Raw genomic sequence first — 18,092 nt, 5'->3', positions numbered from 1 at the left:
GAAATAGTATGAAAATTATAGAGACTATTTCTAACACTCGATTGCTTATCTTAATGACCGCACTGCTGATGGTGAGTGGCATTTCGGCGTTCATGACGTTGCCACGTGCAGAAGACCCGGTGATCATTAACCGCTACGCGAACATCACAACCAGCTTCCCCGGTGCCAGTGCCGAGCGTGTAGAAACCTTGGTCACCGAGGTCATCGAGAACAAATTGCGTGAGCTGAGTGAGGTTAAACTCGTCAGCTCGACGTCAAGACCGGGTGTGTCGATTGTTACTTTGGAACTCAATGATGTGATTACCGAGCCAGAGCCAGTTTGGTCTCAAGCTCGTGACAAACTGTCTGACATCGAATCCATTTTGCCTGCAGGCTCTCACTCTCCCGATCTCGACAGCGATCATACCTATGCTTTCACAACCATCGCATCTCTAACCTGGTCTGGTGCAGGCGAGCCTGACAGGTTAACGCTGGGCCGTTATGCCAAAGAACTCGCCAAACGGTTACGAACCTTGTCGGGTACTGAATTCGTTGATGAATACGGGATGCCGCAAGAAGAGATTCAAATCAGTTTACGCACTGCCGATGCTGCCGCGTTGGGGCGTTCAAGTGCCAATATCGCAGAATCTTTGGAAGGAGCGGATGCGAAAAACTCTGCCGGTGAATTGGTCAGTGCTTATTCTCGCTTTGGCTTAGAGATTAAATCTGAGCTTGATTCCATTGAACGTATTAAGCAAGTGCCAATAGCGACCGACAGCAATGGTCACATCATCCGTATGGAAGACATTGCTTCTGTGAAACGTGGTGAGAAAACCCCGCAAGACCAGATTGCCATTATTGATGGTGAGCCGGGTGTGATTGTTGCGGCAAGAATGCACCCTGATCTGCGAGTTGATAACTGGACGTCGCGAGCCAACGCGCTCATCAGTCGGTTTGAGCAAGAGCTGCCGAGTAATATTCAGGTCAACGTGCTTTTCAATCAGCAAGGCTATACCGAAACACGCTTGGACGATTTGGGTAAAAGCCTGATGATCGGTTTTGGTCTGATTTTGATTGTGCTGTTCGTCACCTTGGGTGTTCGAGCTGCGATCTTAGTCGCCATTTCTTTGCCACTGACGTCACTGCTTACATTGTCGATCATGAAAATGACCGGTGTGCCGATTAACCAGATGTCGGTGACAGGCTTAATTGTGGCGCTCGGGATCATGGTGGATAACGCGGTGGTGATGGTCGATACGATTCAAGCTTATCGCCTGAAAGGGCAGCAGCGAGCCGAAGCGACCATGAATGCATTGAAGCATTTATGGGTGCCGTTATTAGGCTCAACCTTAACCACCGTGTTGGCGTTTGCCCCGATTATTTTGATGCCGGGTGCATCGGGAGAGTTCGTCGGTGGTATTGCGATTACCGTTTCTTTCTCGTTGATCGGTTCTTACATCATTTCGCACACCTTGATTGCGGGCTTGGCGACCAAGCTACTGCCGAAACAGCTCAGTGATGTTGATAAGAAAGGTCAGCACCATTGGTACATGACAGGCTTGAGAATTCCTGCGTTGACGCGTTGGTTCTCGTCTTCTGTTCGCTTTGGTGTCACGCATCCAATCATCACTATTGCTTTGGTGTTGTTGGTTCCGTTTACCGGTTATTGGAGTATGTCTCAGCTGACTGAGCAATTCTTCCCGCCATCAGATAGAGACATGTTTGAGATTCAGGTGTACATGCCGCCGCAAGCGAGCATTTATGCGACCAAGAATACCTCTGAAAAAATCGACGATATCATTCACCGCTATCCAGAAGTGGAGCGCATTGATTGGCTGGTGGGCGCAAACTTCCCATCGTTTTATTACAACCTACAAGCTAGACAAAACAACGCGCCGTACTTCTCGCAAGCGATGGTGAAAACAGAAAACTTTGATCAAGCCAATGCGCTAATTCCAGAACTTCAAAAGGTGTTAGATAAAGAAGTACCACAAGCGCAGATCTTGGTACGAAAGCTTAATCAAGGGCCTCCATTTACCGCGCCCGTTGAACTGCGTGTGTATGGTGAAAACCTCGATACGTTGAAAGCGATTGGTGAGGATGTGCGCTTGATTTTGGCGGGGGTGCCTCATGTGACGCACACAAGGGAAACACTGCAACCGGGTACGCCTAAGGTGTGGTTGAAGGTCGATGAAGACACCGCAAAGCTGAATGGTATTTCATTGAACCAGTTCGCAGGCATGCTGCAAACGACTCTGACTGGTCGTGAAAGTGGCTCTGTGATTGAGGGCAGTGAATCGGTGCCAATTCGTGTTCGTGTTGCGGATGACGCGCGTGAAAACTTAGCGCATTTAAGCAATATCCGTTTGCCGATCAGTTCTGATGTCTACTCAACCGGTATCAATGTGTCTACCTTAGCCGAGCTTGAACTGACGACGAGTCGCGGTGCGATTACTCGTCGTAACGGGCAGCGTGTCAATACCATTGAGGGTTACATTGAAGCGGGTGTCTTGCCACAAACGGTGCTTAATGAATTCCAAAAACGACTTGAAAGCTATGAGATGCCATCAGGTTACACTATTGGTTTTGGTGGTGAATCCGCTGAACGAGACAATTCAGTCAACAGCCTGATCTCGAATGTCGCCGTTGTGGTGGTATTGATGGTGTTAGTGGTGGTGATGTCGTTCAACTCGTTCCGAATGAGTAGCATCATCTTCATGGTAGCAGGATTGGCTGGTGGGTTAGGGCTGTTGTCGGTGTGGATCTTCGGTTATCCGTTTGGCTTTACGGTGATCATCGCTATGCTCGGGATTGCGGGCTTAGCGATTAACGCGGCCATTGTGATTCTGACCGAACTGAAGCTAGACAAGGAGGCTTCCTCTGGGAATGTGGATGCGGTAGTTGAGGCGGTGATGTCGTGTACTCGACATATCAGTTCGACCACGATTACAACCGTTGGTGGCTTTATGCCGTTGATCATCGCGGGCGGTGGTTTTTGGCCTCCGTTCGCGGTCGCGATTGTTGGCGGCACAGTATTAACCACGCTTATCTCGTTCTACTTTGTGCCTGTGGTTTATCATTTGATGACTAAAAATCAGCGCAAAACCATCGCGACTCAAGCCGTATAACTGTTTTTCAATTTAGCGCATCTTTAACTAAGTCTCTTCAATTTACGTCACTTCAATTGCCCATAATTGAGCCGTATCTGGTTCGATTATGGCGTTGTTCTCTCACTAAATTCATTCCAATTATCCTTCAAAAATATCACTAAACCAATCTTCAAGCTGCTCTCGTTTATCTTGTGGGCCGTTGATGATCACTAAGCCGTTTAGTGTTGCGTGATCCCAAGATATGGTGCCGGTTGCTAGCGCATCGAACACGTCTAGTTCTGTAATCAGTAAAAGATCTTTATCAGTAGGCAAAGTATCTCTACCTGTTACATCGACGCCCTTATTAAGTTTCACTTGGCTGTAATGACCTTTGATTGCTTCAAATAAGTTGAACTCAATTTTGCTGGGGTGGGGTTTCACAAGCGCAGCCTTGATGGCAAAGAGTCGAAAGTGATCTGGCTTATTGAGGTTGTTGAATTCATCGTCTTGTCTGGCTGTAATGACGTTGCCAAATACCTCAAGTGAACCGGGCTCTGTCACTAAACTAAATCCTGTATCTTGGTGAAGACCACAAGCGAAAGTGAGGGAAGATGTGAGTGAAAGAATGAAAGCAAATCGTTTTAGCATGTGTGAACCTTAAACGAAGTAGGGCAGTTTCCTTACTTCAACAAAAGATCGAGATTGTTGAGTGAAGGTTGCGAACTGTACCAATAAATAAACGATAAAGGGACCACAATGGGTCCCTAAGTTATCGGCTCGCCATCCTTAGCATGCCTTTGCTTGGTGTATATCTAATTAACGAACGATGAGCATGATCTCTTCTGGAGTCATTGGCTTATCGAAGTAGCTCATGAATTGACCGAAGCCTTTGATGTCGCTATTCGAGAACGTGAATGCACCAGACTGTAGGTTGCTACCAATCACTTGTTGAGCGTTTGGACCTGCAATCAAGATTTGGTTCAATACGGCACGAGTGGTGTCGATTTGAACGTCTGCGCCTTTCACTGCTTCTTCGTGTAACTGAGCAATACCGTTACGGATTTCGATAGTGAATGCTTCGTTCGTATCAGAGAAGTTGTACGTTAGCATCATGTTTACGTCTAACGAGTTTTCTGCGATAAGCGTTGAAGTCATCATGTCGAAGATCTGCTGGCTTGGTAGTGCAGTAAGGACGTCAACAGAAGCGAAGCTGATCATGTTTGAGAAGTCACGTTTGTTCTCTAATTCAGCAGCAGCGTTAAGCGCCCAGTTACGCCAGTTGATGTTCACTTGGTCTGCAGCCCATGCTTTGTAAGCTTGTGCTTTCATTTTACGAGCTTCCATATCTTGCTTGTTTACCGTGATTGGGTAAGAAAGAATTTCTGCTGCAAATGTGTAGTTTTCAGCCTTAATTGCGGCTTGTGCAGTCGTAAGGATGTTCTCACGGCCGCCCATGATCTCTACGAACGCTTTAGCACGTTGCTCGTAAGCCATTGGCTCTAATTGCCATGGATCTGCTTCGAAGAAACCGTTGTAACCAACGTAGATCTGACGAACAGCATGTGCAACGGTGCCGTAGTGCTCTCCTAACCAAGGGTGCTCAGCAAGGTGCTTAGGAAGTTTAACCACTTCAACTAGTTCGTCTGGCGTCATACCTTTGTTCATGTAACGGATAGTTTGGTCATGCGTGTATTGAATTGCATCACGGTAGGCCGTTAATACGTCAGATACCGCTTCTTTACCTTCAACAGGACGACCGTGAGAGTTAATCATGATCTCAGTGTCGAACTTACGCATTACGTCGATGCCCTTGAACCACATTGATGGGTCACGGAATTTAGTACCACGGATGGTGTGAAGGTTAGGGAAGTTCTCACCTTGAAGAACTTCAGCTGCGTGCAGAATTTTCTGGTCTGGGAAGTAAACCACTAACTCATCTTTCGTTTCAGATGGCACGTTCTCGATGTGCATTTTCACGCCAGCAATTTCGATTTCGATGTGGCTTTGGCTTGGTACAAGTAGGTTTGGTTCAATGAACGAGATAGCACCTTGCATGAAGCGTGGACCAAGGCCGTCGTTTACTGTGCCGTGCTCTCCTTCTTCTACGTGCTTAGCTCCGGTGTAAGAAGTACGGTGACCAAATAGAGTACCTAGGTTTGAAGACCAGTTAGCCACCGCTGCGGTTAGGCCTTCTTCAGCGATGATTTTTACTTCGCCTGATGCTACTTCTTCATCAGTCACCCATGCACGCACACCTGAGATGTGGTCGATGTGGTTGTGAGAATAAATGATGGCTTTAACCGGCTTGTCTGTGATTTGACGGAACTGTTCTTTAACCGATTGAGCCATTTCTACCGACTCGCCTGGATCAACAATGATGATGCCGTCAGTACCTTCAATCATAACTGGCGTGTCTAGACCGAAGCCGTAACCAAGGTAAATATTGTCATCCACTTGGATGATAGCTTGGTCCATTTTACGACCATGCTTGGTTAGGGTTGGATGAACGTGATCAGACTCTTCTGTGTAAGCCAGAGAGTCGCCCGTTTTCGATACAACTTGGATGCGCTCGCCTTTGCCCCAGAATAGGTTTGACTTGTGTTCGAAAAGAACTTCGCTCTTGTAGCGAGCATCAAGGTCAATGTTTTGGTATTGCGCAGCATTTGCTGTCTGAAGTTCTTGGCCTACTTTCGATGTCGCTTCTACAGTTGGAGTTGCAGATGCAAAACCAGAAGCAAATAGAGCGCTCGCAACAGCAACAGGAAGTGCCATTTTTTTGAATGTATTAGTCATGGTAGTGACCTTATATTTGGATACAGGAATTGGATTTCTTGACTCAAATAATAGAAAGGATAGAGGTCGCTATCTACACGATAATAGTATTTCGACACATCGTTTTTACGATGATTTAATATTTTTGGCTGTTGTTTTCTCGATTTATACCGAAGGGTTAAATGAGGAAGATTGGTTTGTGATAGATACAAAAATGCCCTGAAAACCAGGGCATTTCTTAAAGAACTAAAAGTAACATTTTCGATTATCCAAGTGCTTACCAAGCACCTAAGTATGACTTGTAAGATTGTAGGCGAACCGTTGCTGCGCCGATTACATCGATGAAGCCCCAGAACGGATGTGGCTTCTCAGCCGAGATCCAAGCCGCACCAGTTGAACCAATCGGGATGTTGTAACCTTCTGGTTCGATGATCTCAAGTACGATAGTACGGCCTAAACCATTACCGTTTCTTACCACGTGTTGACCGACGCTTTGTGGCCCCTGAAGTGGAGAAATACTCGACTCACCGGTACCTGCATTAAAGCTGTGTACTTTTGCTCGGAACACGTGACCTGGGTATGCATCAACGAAGAACTCAGCGAAGTCTCCTACTTGAACATAACCGTAAGTTTGATCTGAAATACGCATCTCAAGGAACTTTTTGTTGGTGTTGTATAGGTGCATGTTACCCATGACTGAACCTTCAGCGATATTCACTATCGATACCTGACCGTCAAACTCAGCTTTAACGGTTTTCTTCTCTTGTGCCCAGTTTACTTTTTGCAGATCGGCTTTCAGCGACACAAGCTCAGCGTGTAGCACACGAAGATCGGAGTCGTACTTTTCTACGTCACGCATATTGAAGATTTCAGGTGACGTTTCAGCGCGCTCTAAGTCGCGAGTCATTTGCTTGATCTGCTCTTCTTTTTTAACGATTGAAGATTCGATCTTTGCTTTGTCTGCGGCAGAGTCAATGTCGACGAGTGTGTAAATTATGTCGCCTTCTTTAACCATCTGGTTGTGCTCAACAAGCACTTGGTCGATCTGCTGGCCAAAGATAGGTGACATCACCGCGTGCGGTGCTTTCACTGTGGTTGAGTTGGTTAAATCAACGGGTGCCCACAAGCGAGAGATAACCGCTAATACCGCAAGAATCGTTACGCCGCCAATGGCAGTCCAGGTATAGTTCTTGAAGTTCTTCTTAAGTGCGCCTGTCGCAAATAGTGACCATACAATTAGGATGTATGGAATCATCATCTCTTTCATTATGCGATCTCTTTATTTGTTGGGATTTGTTCTGCTGTAGACGTTTTGGTTATCGTTTGTTTTTCCGGAGCCTGTTCTCTAGGAGACTGTTTTGTAGGAGATAGCTCAGTTATCGACTTCTCGTGTGAGTCGCGGGCTAAGACTGTTTCTGTATTGGTGGCGTCTTGGTTAGGTTGTACACCACGGCGAATCACATCACTCAGCGATTGACCAATATGTTTCCAGTTCGCCAACGCGATAACCAAGGCGATAACCCAGAATGTTTTGCTGATGAAGAGCCCGCAAAGTGACAGTGCAAACACGATTTGTACGTGAGCGCTTTTGTGCTCTTTTGCTTTATGCACGCCTAGCTCATGTAATTGCCACATGCCGTAAACACCGGCTAATACCACAGCAATGGTCACCGAGAACAAGTAACCAGAGAAGGACTCCATCTGGAAGAAGTTCATCATCATTTCATTGGGATGGTTGTTGAATTGAGACATGTCGATGTCTTTAGAATGGATAGTGCCTAACGGTGCAAGAGCCCATGCACCAGCAAACATCACCGCCATAAACAGGCAGAATTTAATCAAGACCATCACAATGGCCCAGATTTTCTGGAAAACGATTTTTATAAAGTTCATATCTCAACCTACATCAATAAGAAGAGAGAATTTGCAGCCTAGAAGTCACCTTTAATGACATCTTAAAAAGTAGATGTCTATTATGTGGGTAGAGGTTGGTGCTCATAATAAACAAAAGTAATAGATGATATTAAAAGTGATATTGCACAGTCTAGACAACTGATTCTCGGTATCAAGAAGCGAATATGCTTCTCTACAAATCAATCTTTATTATTTGTCAGCAGACGTAAATGAAATGGCTATGAAGCGTTCGAATTAATATTCGTGCGGCTTTCTAGCGACTGTTTTTATTACGTGTAATACCTCGGCAATCGAGGGGCTCTTCCATGACAATTGACATACCAAAGTAAAACATTTGTCAGTTTTCTATTTGGGCTGATGATTGATTTGTTAGCAGGATAATAGGAAGAGTTTTGACCAGTATCTACCCAGAATTACGATTTGATAATATCGTAATTACGATTAGTAGTTATAACTCTAAATCGGTAGAGTGATTTATTTGAAAAGGCTCATATACAGATAGAAAACATTGTTCATTAACTTGGTTTGGATCAAAGAAGTCGATGAAAAGTGCTAAAAAGACTGGCCTAAAATATCGGATAAATTAGCCCAGCCCGCAGGGGATTTTAATTGCTTATTTGAATGGATTTAATGTAACAGGAGCAATAAAGAATTTTAGGTTCCAATCTGGTGCATAGGGCACATACTCAGCTGGATTGGTCGCACCAACATTTGCGTCTGGTTTCATTACGTAATATTGAAGTTCTACACCCCAACGAACTGGCATTGGCCCAATCTTAAACATATCGATATAGCCTAAGCCTACAGGTACTGTAAATTGGTCAGAACCCTCTTTTGTCCAATCAATTTGAATATTAGGTGTCATACCAATTAACGCGGTGTTGCTGACACGATAGTTTAAGAAGTACTGGATGTCCGCTTGATTGGTTGATTCAGTAACGCTGTCGCTACCCCCTACATCCCACCATTGCTGCGCTAAGAAACCAACGTTCCAGCTTTCAATGCTGGTTGGGTTACCGGTTTCTTTACCAAGGCGAGCGACCATTGCCGCAGGGCCTACTTGCCACTTATCTTGAGTTAAACCGTCAGTGCCAGTAGGCATGATCACCGTTGGACCAACACCCCAAATCCACCCATCGTCACGGTTAGGCGCTGCCATTGATAGAAAGACAGTGTCTCCCATACCGTTTGTACGTCCTTCAAAGAAATCACCGTTTTCACGATCACCTGGTGAACTGTAGTGGTTAGCAACCAAACGGTTCACCAAGTTCCATTCACCATCCATGATAGGTACAGGCATTACTGGTTGAAAGCTGAAGCGGTTTTGCATTTCATGGTGTCCATCTTCTTTCTCAAGAAAGGTGTAATCATTTTGAGTGATTAGCATCCATACGTCAGACACTGGGTTAGCCGACTTTTTTGCGGCTTCCTGAACTGAGAGTTGCTCCTTTTCAGCCAGCGCAGAACCAGAGTAAGCGATAGCCGCACCGCTTAAGAGTAGGGAAATTATTTTAGTGTTTTTCATATTGATACCGAGGGTCATTATTTTGATGCCATTGTAGTATTCATAAAGGCAATGTATACGTACCGAACGGAAACTCAGTGTCACGTAATTTGAGACAATATTGTAATTTAAAAGCACATTGCATGAAGTGCGCCCCATTATTACAGGGCTTACGGAGAGTGGTGGGTTTTATTGTCTCAATATATGAAGGTTTATTGAGGTTCGATGAGTGTGAGTAAAGTCTGGTTAATATGCTTTTTGTTAGCAAAATAGTCGATGCGTTATACCTTTAATCAATGTTTTTATTGACGATATTTAATCGTTTTTACGATAGCATGGTGCTCATGGTCGCCTAACGAGTAATGATATATGAGTAATGACATCCCCAACTTCAATCTACTTGCCGTGTTTTCTGCGGTGATGGAGCAGGGCAGTTTAAGCAAAGCTGCGGATCAACTCAGTACCAACCAATCGACCATCAGTACCGCGTTAGCTCGCCTAAAAAAAGAGATTGGCCAAGAGCTTTTTGTTCGTAAAGGAAGAGGTGTTGCGCCTACGTCTTATGCCCAAAGTTTGTATGAACAGATCAAAGCGCCGATCAATGAACTCAATGGCGTGTTTCAGTCGATGACCAATTTTGATGAGCAATCTTCTGAACGTAAGTTTGTGATTTCTGCGCCTGAGCACTTACAGTGGGTACTGCTCAATAGTTTTGCGGCGCTTCCCAATCAAAACTTGTCGCTAGAAGTCTTTGATCAACCAGACAGTGATGAGCGCATTTACGAAGATCTTTTGACTCAAGAGTTCGATGCCATGATCGATATCGTGGTGCCTGAACACCCAAGTATCGTCAGTGAAACACTTTATGAAGGCGAGTTTGTGATCGTGTGCAGAGAGGATCACCCTCGAATCCAAGGTGAAATCAGCGAAGCGCAATTCCTAAGTGAAAAGCATGCCGTATTAGATAGAACACGGCGTAAAGTTCGCAGTTTAAATCACTACACATCATTGGATTTATCTAAGCGTAAAATCGTGTTTCACGGGCGCTCACTGTTCAGTAATATCTTGCTATGTAGCCAATCGGATTACATCACTGTAGTGCCTTTATCTATGGCTGTGCAGTTTCAAGAAAGGCTAGGCTTGCAGCTGTTCAAGCCGCCTTTTGAATATCAGCCTATATCCCACTATTTGATTTGGCTAAAGAAGCAGAATAATGACCCTGCTCATAAATGGTTCAGAGAACAAGTCATCAGTACATCAGATACGATGTCTAAGACGCTTAAAGATAGGCGTTTGCGGTTTTAATTGAGAGTCTAACTCGAAGGGAAGCATTGGCTTCCCTTTTTTGTGTCATTGAGTTCGTGCTAGTCATAAAGTTCATAACAAAAAATTATCACATTGAGAATTTTTGATAATTTCCTTAATTCCTCGCTGAATCGTATTATTTCACTCAGAGATTAGTGGATAACCTCCACTCAAAATCATAACGGCGCCATGCTTGTGGTGCCAATAAGGGTGAAATATGAAATTCCTACACACAATGATCCGAGTTGCTGATTTAGACAAGTCTATCGAGTTCTACACCAAAGTATTAGGCATGAAAGAACTTGAACGCCACGAAAACAAAGACTACCGCTATACATTGGTTTTTGTTGGCTACGAACAAGGCGGCACGACTATCGAGCTAACGTACAACTGGGATACTAATGAGTACGAGATGGGCAGCGCGTTTGGTCATCTGGCATTGGGTGTAGACGATATTTACGCAGCATGCGACAAGATCAAATCGCTAGGTGGCAACGTCACTCGCGAAGCGGGGCCAGTGAAAGGTGGTTCAACGCACATCGCTTTTATCACTGACCCAGACGGCTACCAAATCGAACTGATTCAACTAGGTTAATCGAGGATATAACAATGACCAACGCACTATTTCAACCAATTCAACTTGGTAATATCGAGCTTAAAAACCGTATTGTTATGCCACCGATGACGCGCTCTCGCGCAACGCAACCGAGTAATTCAGCAAACGACATGATGGCGGCTTACTACGCTCAACGCGCTTCTGCAGGTTTGATTATCGCTGAAGGCACACAAATTTCACCTACGGGTCAAGGTTACGCTTGGACTCCGGGTATCTATTCTGATGAGCAGATTGCGGGTTGGAAAAAAGTCACCGATGCAGTACATGAAAAAGAGGGCGTTATCTTCGCTCAACTTTGGCATGTAGGGCGTGTAACACACCCAGACAACATTGGTGGTGAGCAACCAATTTCGTCTTCTGCGCTTAAAGCAGAAAACGTAAAAGTATTCATCGATAACGGTACTGATGAGCCGGGTTTTGTTGATGTGGTTGAACCTCGTGAGATGACCAAACAAGACATCAAAGAAGTGGTTGAACAGTATCGCCAAGCGGCTTTGAACGCGATTGAAGCGGGCTTTGATGGTATTGAACTTCACGCCGCGAATGGTTACTTAATCAACCAATTTATCGATTCTGAAGCAAACAACCGTACCGATGAATACGGTGGTTCAATTGAAAACCGTTTACGTTTCCTAGGCGAAGTGGTTGAAGCTATGGTCGAAGCGATTGGTGCTGATCACGTAGGTGTTCGACTTGCTCCGTTCACATCGTTGAATGGTACGGTTGACGCTACGCCAGTAGAGACTTACACAGCTGCGGCAGCACTACTTAACCTATACAAAATTGTGTACCTGCACATTGCAGAAGTTGATTGGGACGACGCACCTGAAACGCCAAAAGCATTTAAAGCGGCAGTTCGTGAAACCTACGATGGTGTCCTTATTTATGCGGGTAAATACGATTGCGAGCGTGGCGAAAAAGCCGTTGCTGAAGGCGTAACTGACATGGTTGGTTTTGGTCGTCCATTCGTTGCGAACCCAGATTTACCCGCTCGTATTCAAAATGGTTACCCACTTGCAGCGCACGATCCAAACACATTGTTCGGTGGTGCTGAAAAAGGTTTAACAGATTACCCAGAATACGCAGGCTAAAAACAGCTGCCTGAAGCAGAGTATTGAGATAGTATCTCGATCCTGTTGAATGTTTATAAAAAGCAACCTTGCAGAGTCGGGTTGCTTTTTTTTGTTATTGGACCAAGTAAGATGATGAAAGCGATGCGCGGAGAGTTTTATCTCCTATTTGCTACCCTGTTAGCTGGGATTGGATGGATTGCATCTAAGCTGGTGGTGTTAGAAATGCCTGGGCCAGTGTTCATTGGTGTGCGATTCTTCGTCGCGAGTTTGATTCTTTTGCCATTTTGTATTCATCATATTCGTAAGCTTTCGCTTAAGCAGATACTTTCTCTTTGCGGTGTTGGCTTGTTGCTGTCTGCTTCATTGCAAGTATGGGTATTTGCGGTATCGATGACGGAAAGTTTGTCGGAAGGAGCGTTTATCATGAGCTTAGCTATGATCATCGCGCCGTTTGTCTCTTGGATTATATTTCGAGTTAATCCTAATCGCGCCTTCTGGATGTCATTTCCAATTGCGATTATCGGTATGTTGCTACTGACCCTAACTAACGGCTGGCATATTGAGCAGAGTCAGATCTATTTCCTATTAGCATCGATGTTACTTTCGGTTCACTTTGTGATGAATAAGCGTGTGATTACTAATATCAAACCTATAGCTTCAATCTGCGTGCAGCTTTTTGTGGTGGGTGTTAGTGGGCTAGCGTTTGCTTCGATGACCACTCAACCAGAGTTTGAAATAACTCAAACCTTAGTATTCTGGTTTATCGTCTCAGCGGTTGTCGCGACATCGATCCGTTACTTATTGCAAACTGTCGGTCAGCACTCCGTGAACATGGAAGTGGCGGCATTGATCATGATTCTTGAGCCGGTGTGGACACTATTATTGAGTGTCAGCGTGTTGGGTGAAACGGTTGAGATGCAAAAGCTACTAGGCGGAGCGGTAATTATTGGTTCGCTATTATGTTATATCAAATGGTCGCGAAAAAAATAACCCTCGTCTAGAGCGAGGGTTTTATTTTACTACTTAGTCTTTGATAGTGACTTTAGTAATCACGATGTCTTCACACGGCACATCTTCGTGTCCCCAGCGAGTAGTGGTTGGTGCAAGCGCAATCTTGTTGACCACATCCATGCCTGCCGATACTTTGCCAAACACTGCGTAACCCCAACCTGCGTTGCTGGTCGCGGTATGGTCAAGGAAATCATTGTCGTCAAGGTTGATAAAGAACTGCGCCGTTGCGGAGTGTGGAGCATCAGTACGAGCCATTGCCACAGAGCCAATCACGTTCTTTAGTCCACGATTTGCTTCATTGACAATAGGTGCGTGTGTTGGCTTCTCTGTCATGTCGATAGTGTGTCCACCACCTTGAATCATGAAACCCTCAATCACACGGTGAAATGTGGTGCCTTCATAGAAGCCTTCTTGGCAGTATTTAAGGAAGTTTTTTGAACTTACTGGCGCTTTCTCAAGGTTAAGTTCAATTTCGATGTCGCCAAAGTTAGTGGTCAGAATAATCATAAAGGTGCCCAATGTTCGAGTACTAATATTTTGAGTACTACAGAGTAGTGGATAACGTAATAGGGTGCAGTATATGAGAAATAACGACGGATGCCAGAATAATACTTCCCAAGCGGTTTACTGGGCTGATGGGTGGCTAGGGGACTTTATATAAGAAAGGCTGCGATGGAATCATTGGCTTTGAGATGTCTAACACGCCCTAGAGAGTCAGCAGGAAATTGACTAGTTGGTTGTATTCTTCGTCGCTTTTGATGTTATCTGGCTAAACGATGTATTTGTTGTTAATCAGCACTGCTGGCACTAATTTACATCAATCCGCGAATTGTTAATTAGGGAGTTGCCACTGAATCGCTTTGCAATGAAGTGCGGGTGTCATAGAATCGAAAACGTATTCGAATTTTATTGATATCAACGGAAGAGAATAAACAATCAATGAGTAGTATTTTAGAGTGTATTCGCACAGTTGGACGAGGGGAAAGAGGCCGTAAGCCTTTGTCGTTCGAACAAGCCTACCGCATCATGGATGAGTATTTAAGCGGAGAGGTCGGTGACGACCAAATGGCTATGCTACTGATGTTGATTCGTGTGCAGAATGAAACCAATGAAGAGATCGCAGGCTTTGTAAAAGCGTTTCAATCTCGAGTACCAGACTTAGGTGCTGATATTGATTGGCCGTGTTATGCAGGTAAGCGTAACGATAACGCCAGTGGAAAGCCTTGGAACTTGTTGGCAGCAAAAATTCTAGCTGACAAAGGCTATAAAGTATTAATGCATGGCTACATGGACAAACCAAGTGGCCGTACGCATGTTGAGACGCATTTAGAATCTGTCGGCGTTCGCAGCGCAAAAGATCCACAAGACGCAAAGCAGATTCTTGAATCAGATGGCATCGCTTACTTGCCTTTGGCTAACTTCGCCCCACAAGCTCAAACCATGATTGGCTGGAAACACCGTTACGGACTGAGAACACCGATTAATACTGTTGTTCGTGCATTAAACCCTGGTGGTGCACGTTTCGGCTTGCGTGGTAGTTTTCACCCTGGATTTCCTCAATTACACGCCGAAGTTGAGCATGTCATTGGTAATAAATCCCACTCAGTGATTTCATTCAAAGGCATGAATGGCGAATCAGAATACAACCCTAAGGTGAGTCAAACCGTTTGGATGAGTTCTCCTGAGAAAGTGGAATCTTTCTACTGGGAAGGCACGATGAATGCGGAACTGCCTTTGCCTTCTGAATGTGTACTGGGTACACCACAAGAAGAGATGGAACTGATGGCGAACAGTGTTGTGGACAGTATGACGGCGATTCTATTTGCAGAAACTCACGATAAGGCTGAAGCTTATTCAAAGGCTGTGTGTCTGTGGGAAGCCTATTGTACTCGTTAGTAGTTATTAGCTAGTCTTTAAGAGTTAAGAGTTAAGAGTTAAGAGTTAAGAGTTAAGAGTTAAGAGTTAAGAGTTAAGAGTTAGCAAATAACGTATAGCGATTTAAATCGTGAATGGAAGAAGGTCAGCGAATGCTGGCCTTTTTTGTGCGTGTTTTTTTTGCATCTATCGTGGTTGGTATTCGCTGTTGAATAAAACAGGCGATCATTGTCAAGGTGATCGCCTGCTCATAACTTGTTACTACAACGGTGTTTGTGCCATTGACCATGCTGCTTGAGCTTGTCGATCAAGACATACGTTATGACTGCGCTATTTTAGGAATAGGCCGAAGTCGATCTCTTGTTCTCTTTCGTATTTAACCAGTTTTACTTTCAAGTTGTGCTCTACTGCAAGATCAATCGCTAAGTTTGACATGCGTTTTATCTCATTAAAACAGTTTGAGATAAGGGGCTTTTCTTGGTTGTCGATAGTTGCGATAAGTGTGTTCTCTGTACCTTCATTGTCTGCATAAACATACGCGTACATGTTGTTGTCGTGTTGCATAAATCACCTAAGTTGAGCTTTTTATTATTAGTGTGATGAAGGTTACAGTATTTATGTATTCAGGCTAGTTTACGTGAAGAATCAAAGGTAAGAGTTTGTAAGTGATGTTTGATTTTTTGCTTCATAGATAGGCTTGCACGCCTTCTGTGACGTCGATTTTTGCTTTGGTAGGTTTTACCTATTAATAAAATTGTTGAAATCCATTTAGTAAAATCAAGATTTTAGACAACAATTAAGGTAACACGATAGAAAAATCGATAACAAAACGTATTTTAGGGAGAGCGCAATGCATTCAATTAAAGTGAAAGATTACATGACGCCACAGGTTGTGACATTCACTCCTGACATGCCGTTAAGTCTCGCGTTAGACAGAGTAATGCGCAGCCATCATATGGGTGGTCCAGTCATTGATGATAATGAGCAAGTGATTGGTTTCCTTTCTGAACAAGATTTACTCGAGAAGTTAGTGAAGGTGAGCTATTTCTGCCAAGACACGCATATTGTGGGTGATTGTATGTACCAAGAAGTTCTCTCGGTATCGCCAGAATTATCCATTATTGAATTGGCCGATATGATGCAAGTTGGAAAACCAAAAGCCTACCCTGTGCTCGATAACAAAAAGCTAGTGGGTATGATCACTCGAACCGATGTTTTGAGAGCAATCGGCAAGAATTTAGATGAATGCTTCAAACATCAGGTATAGCTTCAAACATCATGTATAGTTTCAAACATCATGTATAGTGGCGTGTTAAGAACGATTTTTTTTCTCAATACCCTCAATTGAAAAGGCGCACTAGCGCCTTTTTTCTTTGTAGAGTTTTATCTTGTGGTGTTCCAACATTTGGAGGTTTCATGTCAAATCAAACTGCGAAGTTTGTAGAAGGTTCAACGATGCGCCACATACTGGTGATGTCGGGGGCTGGCTCTGTCGGTTTGATGGCATTATTCGTTGTCGATTTACTCGATATGTTATTCATCAGTATGTTGGGACAAGTCGAGTTGGCGGCGGCTGTGGGTTTTGCAGGTACGCTGACATTTTTCTCTACCTCCGTTTCGATTGGTGCTTCCATTGCCATGGGCGCATTAGTGTCTAAAGCTATTGGCTCCAAGAACCAAGAACACGCTCGAAACCTCGCAACCAGTATTATGCTGACTGCTTTTGTCATCAGTTCGACGATTACTGTGGTGATGTTCGCCTATATCCCAGAGCTGTTAGCCGCGATAGGGGCGAAAGGGGTTGCTGCCGAGCGAGCTCAAGCTTACCTACAAATATTATTACCAAGTGGCCCTTTCTTAGCATTGGCAATGGCGGCCGGTGCTGGCTTGAGAGCGGCGGGTGACGCTAAACGTTCGATGTGGGCGACCTTGTCGGGCGGTATCGTTAACGCGATTCTCGACCCTCTGTTTATTTTTGGTTTTGGTTGGAACATCGAAGGGGCGGCTATCGCTTCTGTTTTTGCTCGTTTTTCGGTGCTCTTTTTCTCGCTTTACCCTTTGATTCGCAGTCACCAGCTGGTGGCTCCGCCTTCTTTGACACAATGGCGCATTAATATTCGCCCGATTTTAGCAATAGCAATCCCTGCCATTATCACTAATACCGCAACGCCTATCGGTAATGCGATTGTGACAACCGGTATCGCACAATATGGTGAGGATTTTGTCGCAGGCTTTGCGGTGATAGGTCGTCTAACACCGGTTTGTTTTGCGGTTATCTTTGCTTTGTCTGGCGCTGTAGGCCCCATCATTGGGCAAAACTTTGGTGCCGAGCGAATGGACAGAGTAAAAGAAACACTCAACAACTCATTGTTGGTTACTACGGCATACACCATCGCCGTTTGTATTCTCTTATACTTTGTCCAAGACTATGTGATTCAAGGCTTTAGCCTACAAGGTGATGCGGCAATCATTGTTGCTGCATTCTGTACCTATGTCGCGTTGACTTTCACCTTCAACGGCGCACTGTTTGTTGCCAACACGTCTTTTAATAACCTAGGTAAACCGCTTTACTCGACAGCGCTGAATCTTGGTAAAGCCACTCTCGGTACATTGCCGTTCGTTTATTTAGGCTCGCAATGGTATGGCGCATTGGGTGTATTGTATGGGCAAGCCTTGGGTAATGTTTTGTTCGGAATACTTGGTACCTTGGTGCTTCGCTATCATATTGCCGAGCTTATGCAAGGTTCTCAAGTTGATCCTGTAGAAGACGATGTGTCGATAGTCAGCTTGAATACACAACCATTCTGTTCTCACGATGCGGTTCTTATTGATGATGTATCGGCAAACAGAGAGGAGTGTAAAGAGCTCAAGTCGCAATAACAGCGACACTCCAATATCAGATTGGTGGTTTGTAAATTTCTTCTTGGACTTGGACAATTTGTTATTGACCTTGG

15 protein-coding genes and 1 pseudogene are annotated in these 18,092 nt (G+C 44.6%); 8 read left to right on the top strand and 8 right to left on the bottom strand.

What is annotated here, in order from left to right; genetic code table 11:
• The first annotated feature begins 8 nt into the window (after positions 1 to 8).
• Positions 9 to 3,107: an efflux RND transporter permease subunit gene (locus tag OCV44_RS09700; protein ID WP_139684483.1), complete on the top strand. Its 3,099-nt coding sequence runs from the start codon at positions 9 to 11 to the stop codon at positions 3,105 to 3,107.
• A 120-nt stretch (positions 3,108 to 3,227) separates the two neighbouring features.
• On the opposite strand, the gene OCV44_RS09695 is transcribed toward OCV44_RS09700, so the two are convergent.
• From OCV44_RS09695 to OCV44_RS09675, 5 genes are all read right to left on the bottom strand, one after another.
• Positions 3,228 to 3,716 (bottom strand): hypothetical protein, encoded by a 489-nt coding sequence (locus tag OCV44_RS09695; protein WP_139684484.1) that lies wholly within the window; start codon positions 3,714 to 3,716, stop codon positions 3,228 to 3,230.
• 168 nt (positions 3,717 to 3,884) lie between these two features.
• Complete coding sequence (locus OCV44_RS09690) at positions 3,885 to 5,861, bottom strand: alkyl sulfatase dimerization domain-containing protein (protein WP_139684485.1); 1,977 nt, start codon at positions 5,859 to 5,861, stop codon at positions 3,885 to 3,887.
• A 256-nt stretch (positions 5,862 to 6,117) separates the two neighbouring features.
• Positions 6,118 to 7,107 carry an HlyD family secretion protein gene (locus OCV44_RS09685; protein WP_139684486.1) on the bottom strand — a complete coding sequence of 330 codons (990 nt, stop codon included), beginning with the start codon at positions 7,105 to 7,107 and terminating at the stop codon, positions 6,118 to 6,120.
• Positions 7,107 to 7,733 (bottom strand): magnesium transporter, encoded by a 627-nt coding sequence (locus tag OCV44_RS09680; RefSeq protein WP_139684487.1) that lies wholly within the window; start codon positions 7,731 to 7,733, stop codon positions 7,107 to 7,109. Before OCV44_RS09680 ends, OCV44_RS09685 begins: the two co-directional genes overlap by 1 nt.
• Positions 7,734 to 8,367: 634 nt before the next feature.
• Positions 8,368 to 9,297, bottom strand: coding sequence for a hypothetical protein (locus tag OCV44_RS09675; protein WP_139684488.1), 930 nt, complete (start codon positions 9,295 to 9,297; stop codon positions 8,368 to 8,370).
• A 330-nt stretch (positions 9,298 to 9,627) separates the two neighbouring features.
• Here OCV44_RS09675 and OCV44_RS09670 point away from each other — a divergent pair, with 330 nt between their 5' ends.
• The 4 genes from OCV44_RS09670 to OCV44_RS09655 all read left to right on the top strand — a co-directional run bounded on the left by OCV44_RS09670 (position 9,628) and on the right by OCV44_RS09655 (position 13,242).
• Positions 9,628 to 10,563 (top strand): LysR family transcriptional regulator, encoded by a 936-nt coding sequence (locus tag OCV44_RS09670; RefSeq protein ID WP_139684489.1) that lies wholly within the window; start codon positions 9,628 to 9,630, stop codon positions 10,561 to 10,563.
• 217 nt (positions 10,564 to 10,780) lie between these two features.
• Positions 10,781 to 11,158: a lactoylglutathione lyase gene (gene gloA / locus OCV44_RS09665; protein ID WP_086049742.1), complete on the top strand. Its 378-nt coding sequence runs from the start codon at positions 10,781 to 10,783 to the stop codon at positions 11,156 to 11,158.
• A 14-nt stretch (positions 11,159 to 11,172) separates the two neighbouring features.
• Positions 11,173 to 12,270: an alkene reductase gene (locus OCV44_RS09660; protein ID WP_139684490.1), complete on the top strand. Its 1,098-nt coding sequence runs from the start codon at positions 11,173 to 11,175 to the stop codon at positions 12,268 to 12,270.
• 111 nt (positions 12,271 to 12,381) lie between these two features.
• The gene (locus OCV44_RS09655) at positions 12,382 to 13,242 is read left to right on the top strand and encodes a DMT family transporter (protein WP_139684491.1); all 861 of its coding nucleotides are present in this window, start codon (positions 12,382 to 12,384) and stop codon (positions 13,240 to 13,242) included.
• Positions 13,243 to 13,275: 33 nt separating this feature from the next.
• On the opposite strand, the gene OCV44_RS09650 is transcribed toward OCV44_RS09655, so the two are convergent.
• Together OCV44_RS09650 and OCV44_RS22250 are read right to left on the bottom strand one after the other, a co-directional pair.
• Positions 13,276 to 13,770 carry a peptidylprolyl isomerase gene (locus tag OCV44_RS09650; RefSeq protein ID WP_086049739.1) on the bottom strand — a complete coding sequence of 165 codons (495 nt, stop codon included), beginning with the start codon at positions 13,768 to 13,770 and terminating at the stop codon, positions 13,276 to 13,278.
• A 199-nt stretch (positions 13,771 to 13,969) separates the two neighbouring features.
• Positions 13,970 to 14,071, bottom strand: a pseudogene (locus OCV44_RS22250) (thiol:disulfide interchange protein DsbA/DsbL); the annotation flags it as partial.
• Between the two features lie 131 nt (positions 14,072 to 14,202).
• Between OCV44_RS22250 and OCV44_RS09645 the strand changes: the two are divergent.
• The gene (locus OCV44_RS09645) at positions 14,203 to 15,159 is read left to right on the top strand and encodes a glycosyl transferase family protein (RefSeq protein ID WP_246091714.1); all 957 of its coding nucleotides are present in this window, start codon (positions 14,203 to 14,205) and stop codon (positions 15,157 to 15,159) included.
• 309 nt (positions 15,160 to 15,468) lie between these two features.
• Here the strand turns inward: OCV44_RS09645 and OCV44_RS09640 are convergent, their stop codons facing one another.
• Complete coding sequence (locus tag OCV44_RS09640) at positions 15,469 to 15,702, bottom strand: hypothetical protein (protein WP_086049737.1); 234 nt, start codon at positions 15,700 to 15,702, stop codon at positions 15,469 to 15,471.
• A gap of 286 nt (positions 15,703 to 15,988) precedes the next feature.
• Between OCV44_RS09640 and OCV44_RS09635 the strand changes: the two genes are divergently transcribed.
• Both OCV44_RS09635 and OCV44_RS09630 read left to right on the top strand, forming a co-directional pair.
• Positions 15,989 to 16,405 carry a CBS domain-containing protein gene (locus tag OCV44_RS09635; RefSeq protein ID WP_009847166.1) on the top strand — a complete coding sequence of 139 codons (417 nt, stop codon included), beginning with the start codon at positions 15,989 to 15,991 and terminating at the stop codon, positions 16,403 to 16,405.
• Between the two features lie 149 nt (positions 16,406 to 16,554).
• Positions 16,555 to 18,018, top strand: a complete 1,464-nt coding sequence (locus tag OCV44_RS09630) for an MATE family efflux transporter (protein ID WP_139684493.1) — start codon at positions 16,555 to 16,557, stop codon at positions 18,016 to 18,018.
• Positions 18,019 to 18,092: the final 74 nt, after the last annotated feature.

This window comes from Vibrio tasmaniensis (assembly GCF_024347635.1).
Lineage (GTDB): Bacteria > Pseudomonadota > Gammaproteobacteria > Enterobacterales > Vibrionaceae > Vibrio > Vibrio tasmaniensis.
This window is presented reverse-complemented; position numbering and strand designations above follow the sequence as displayed.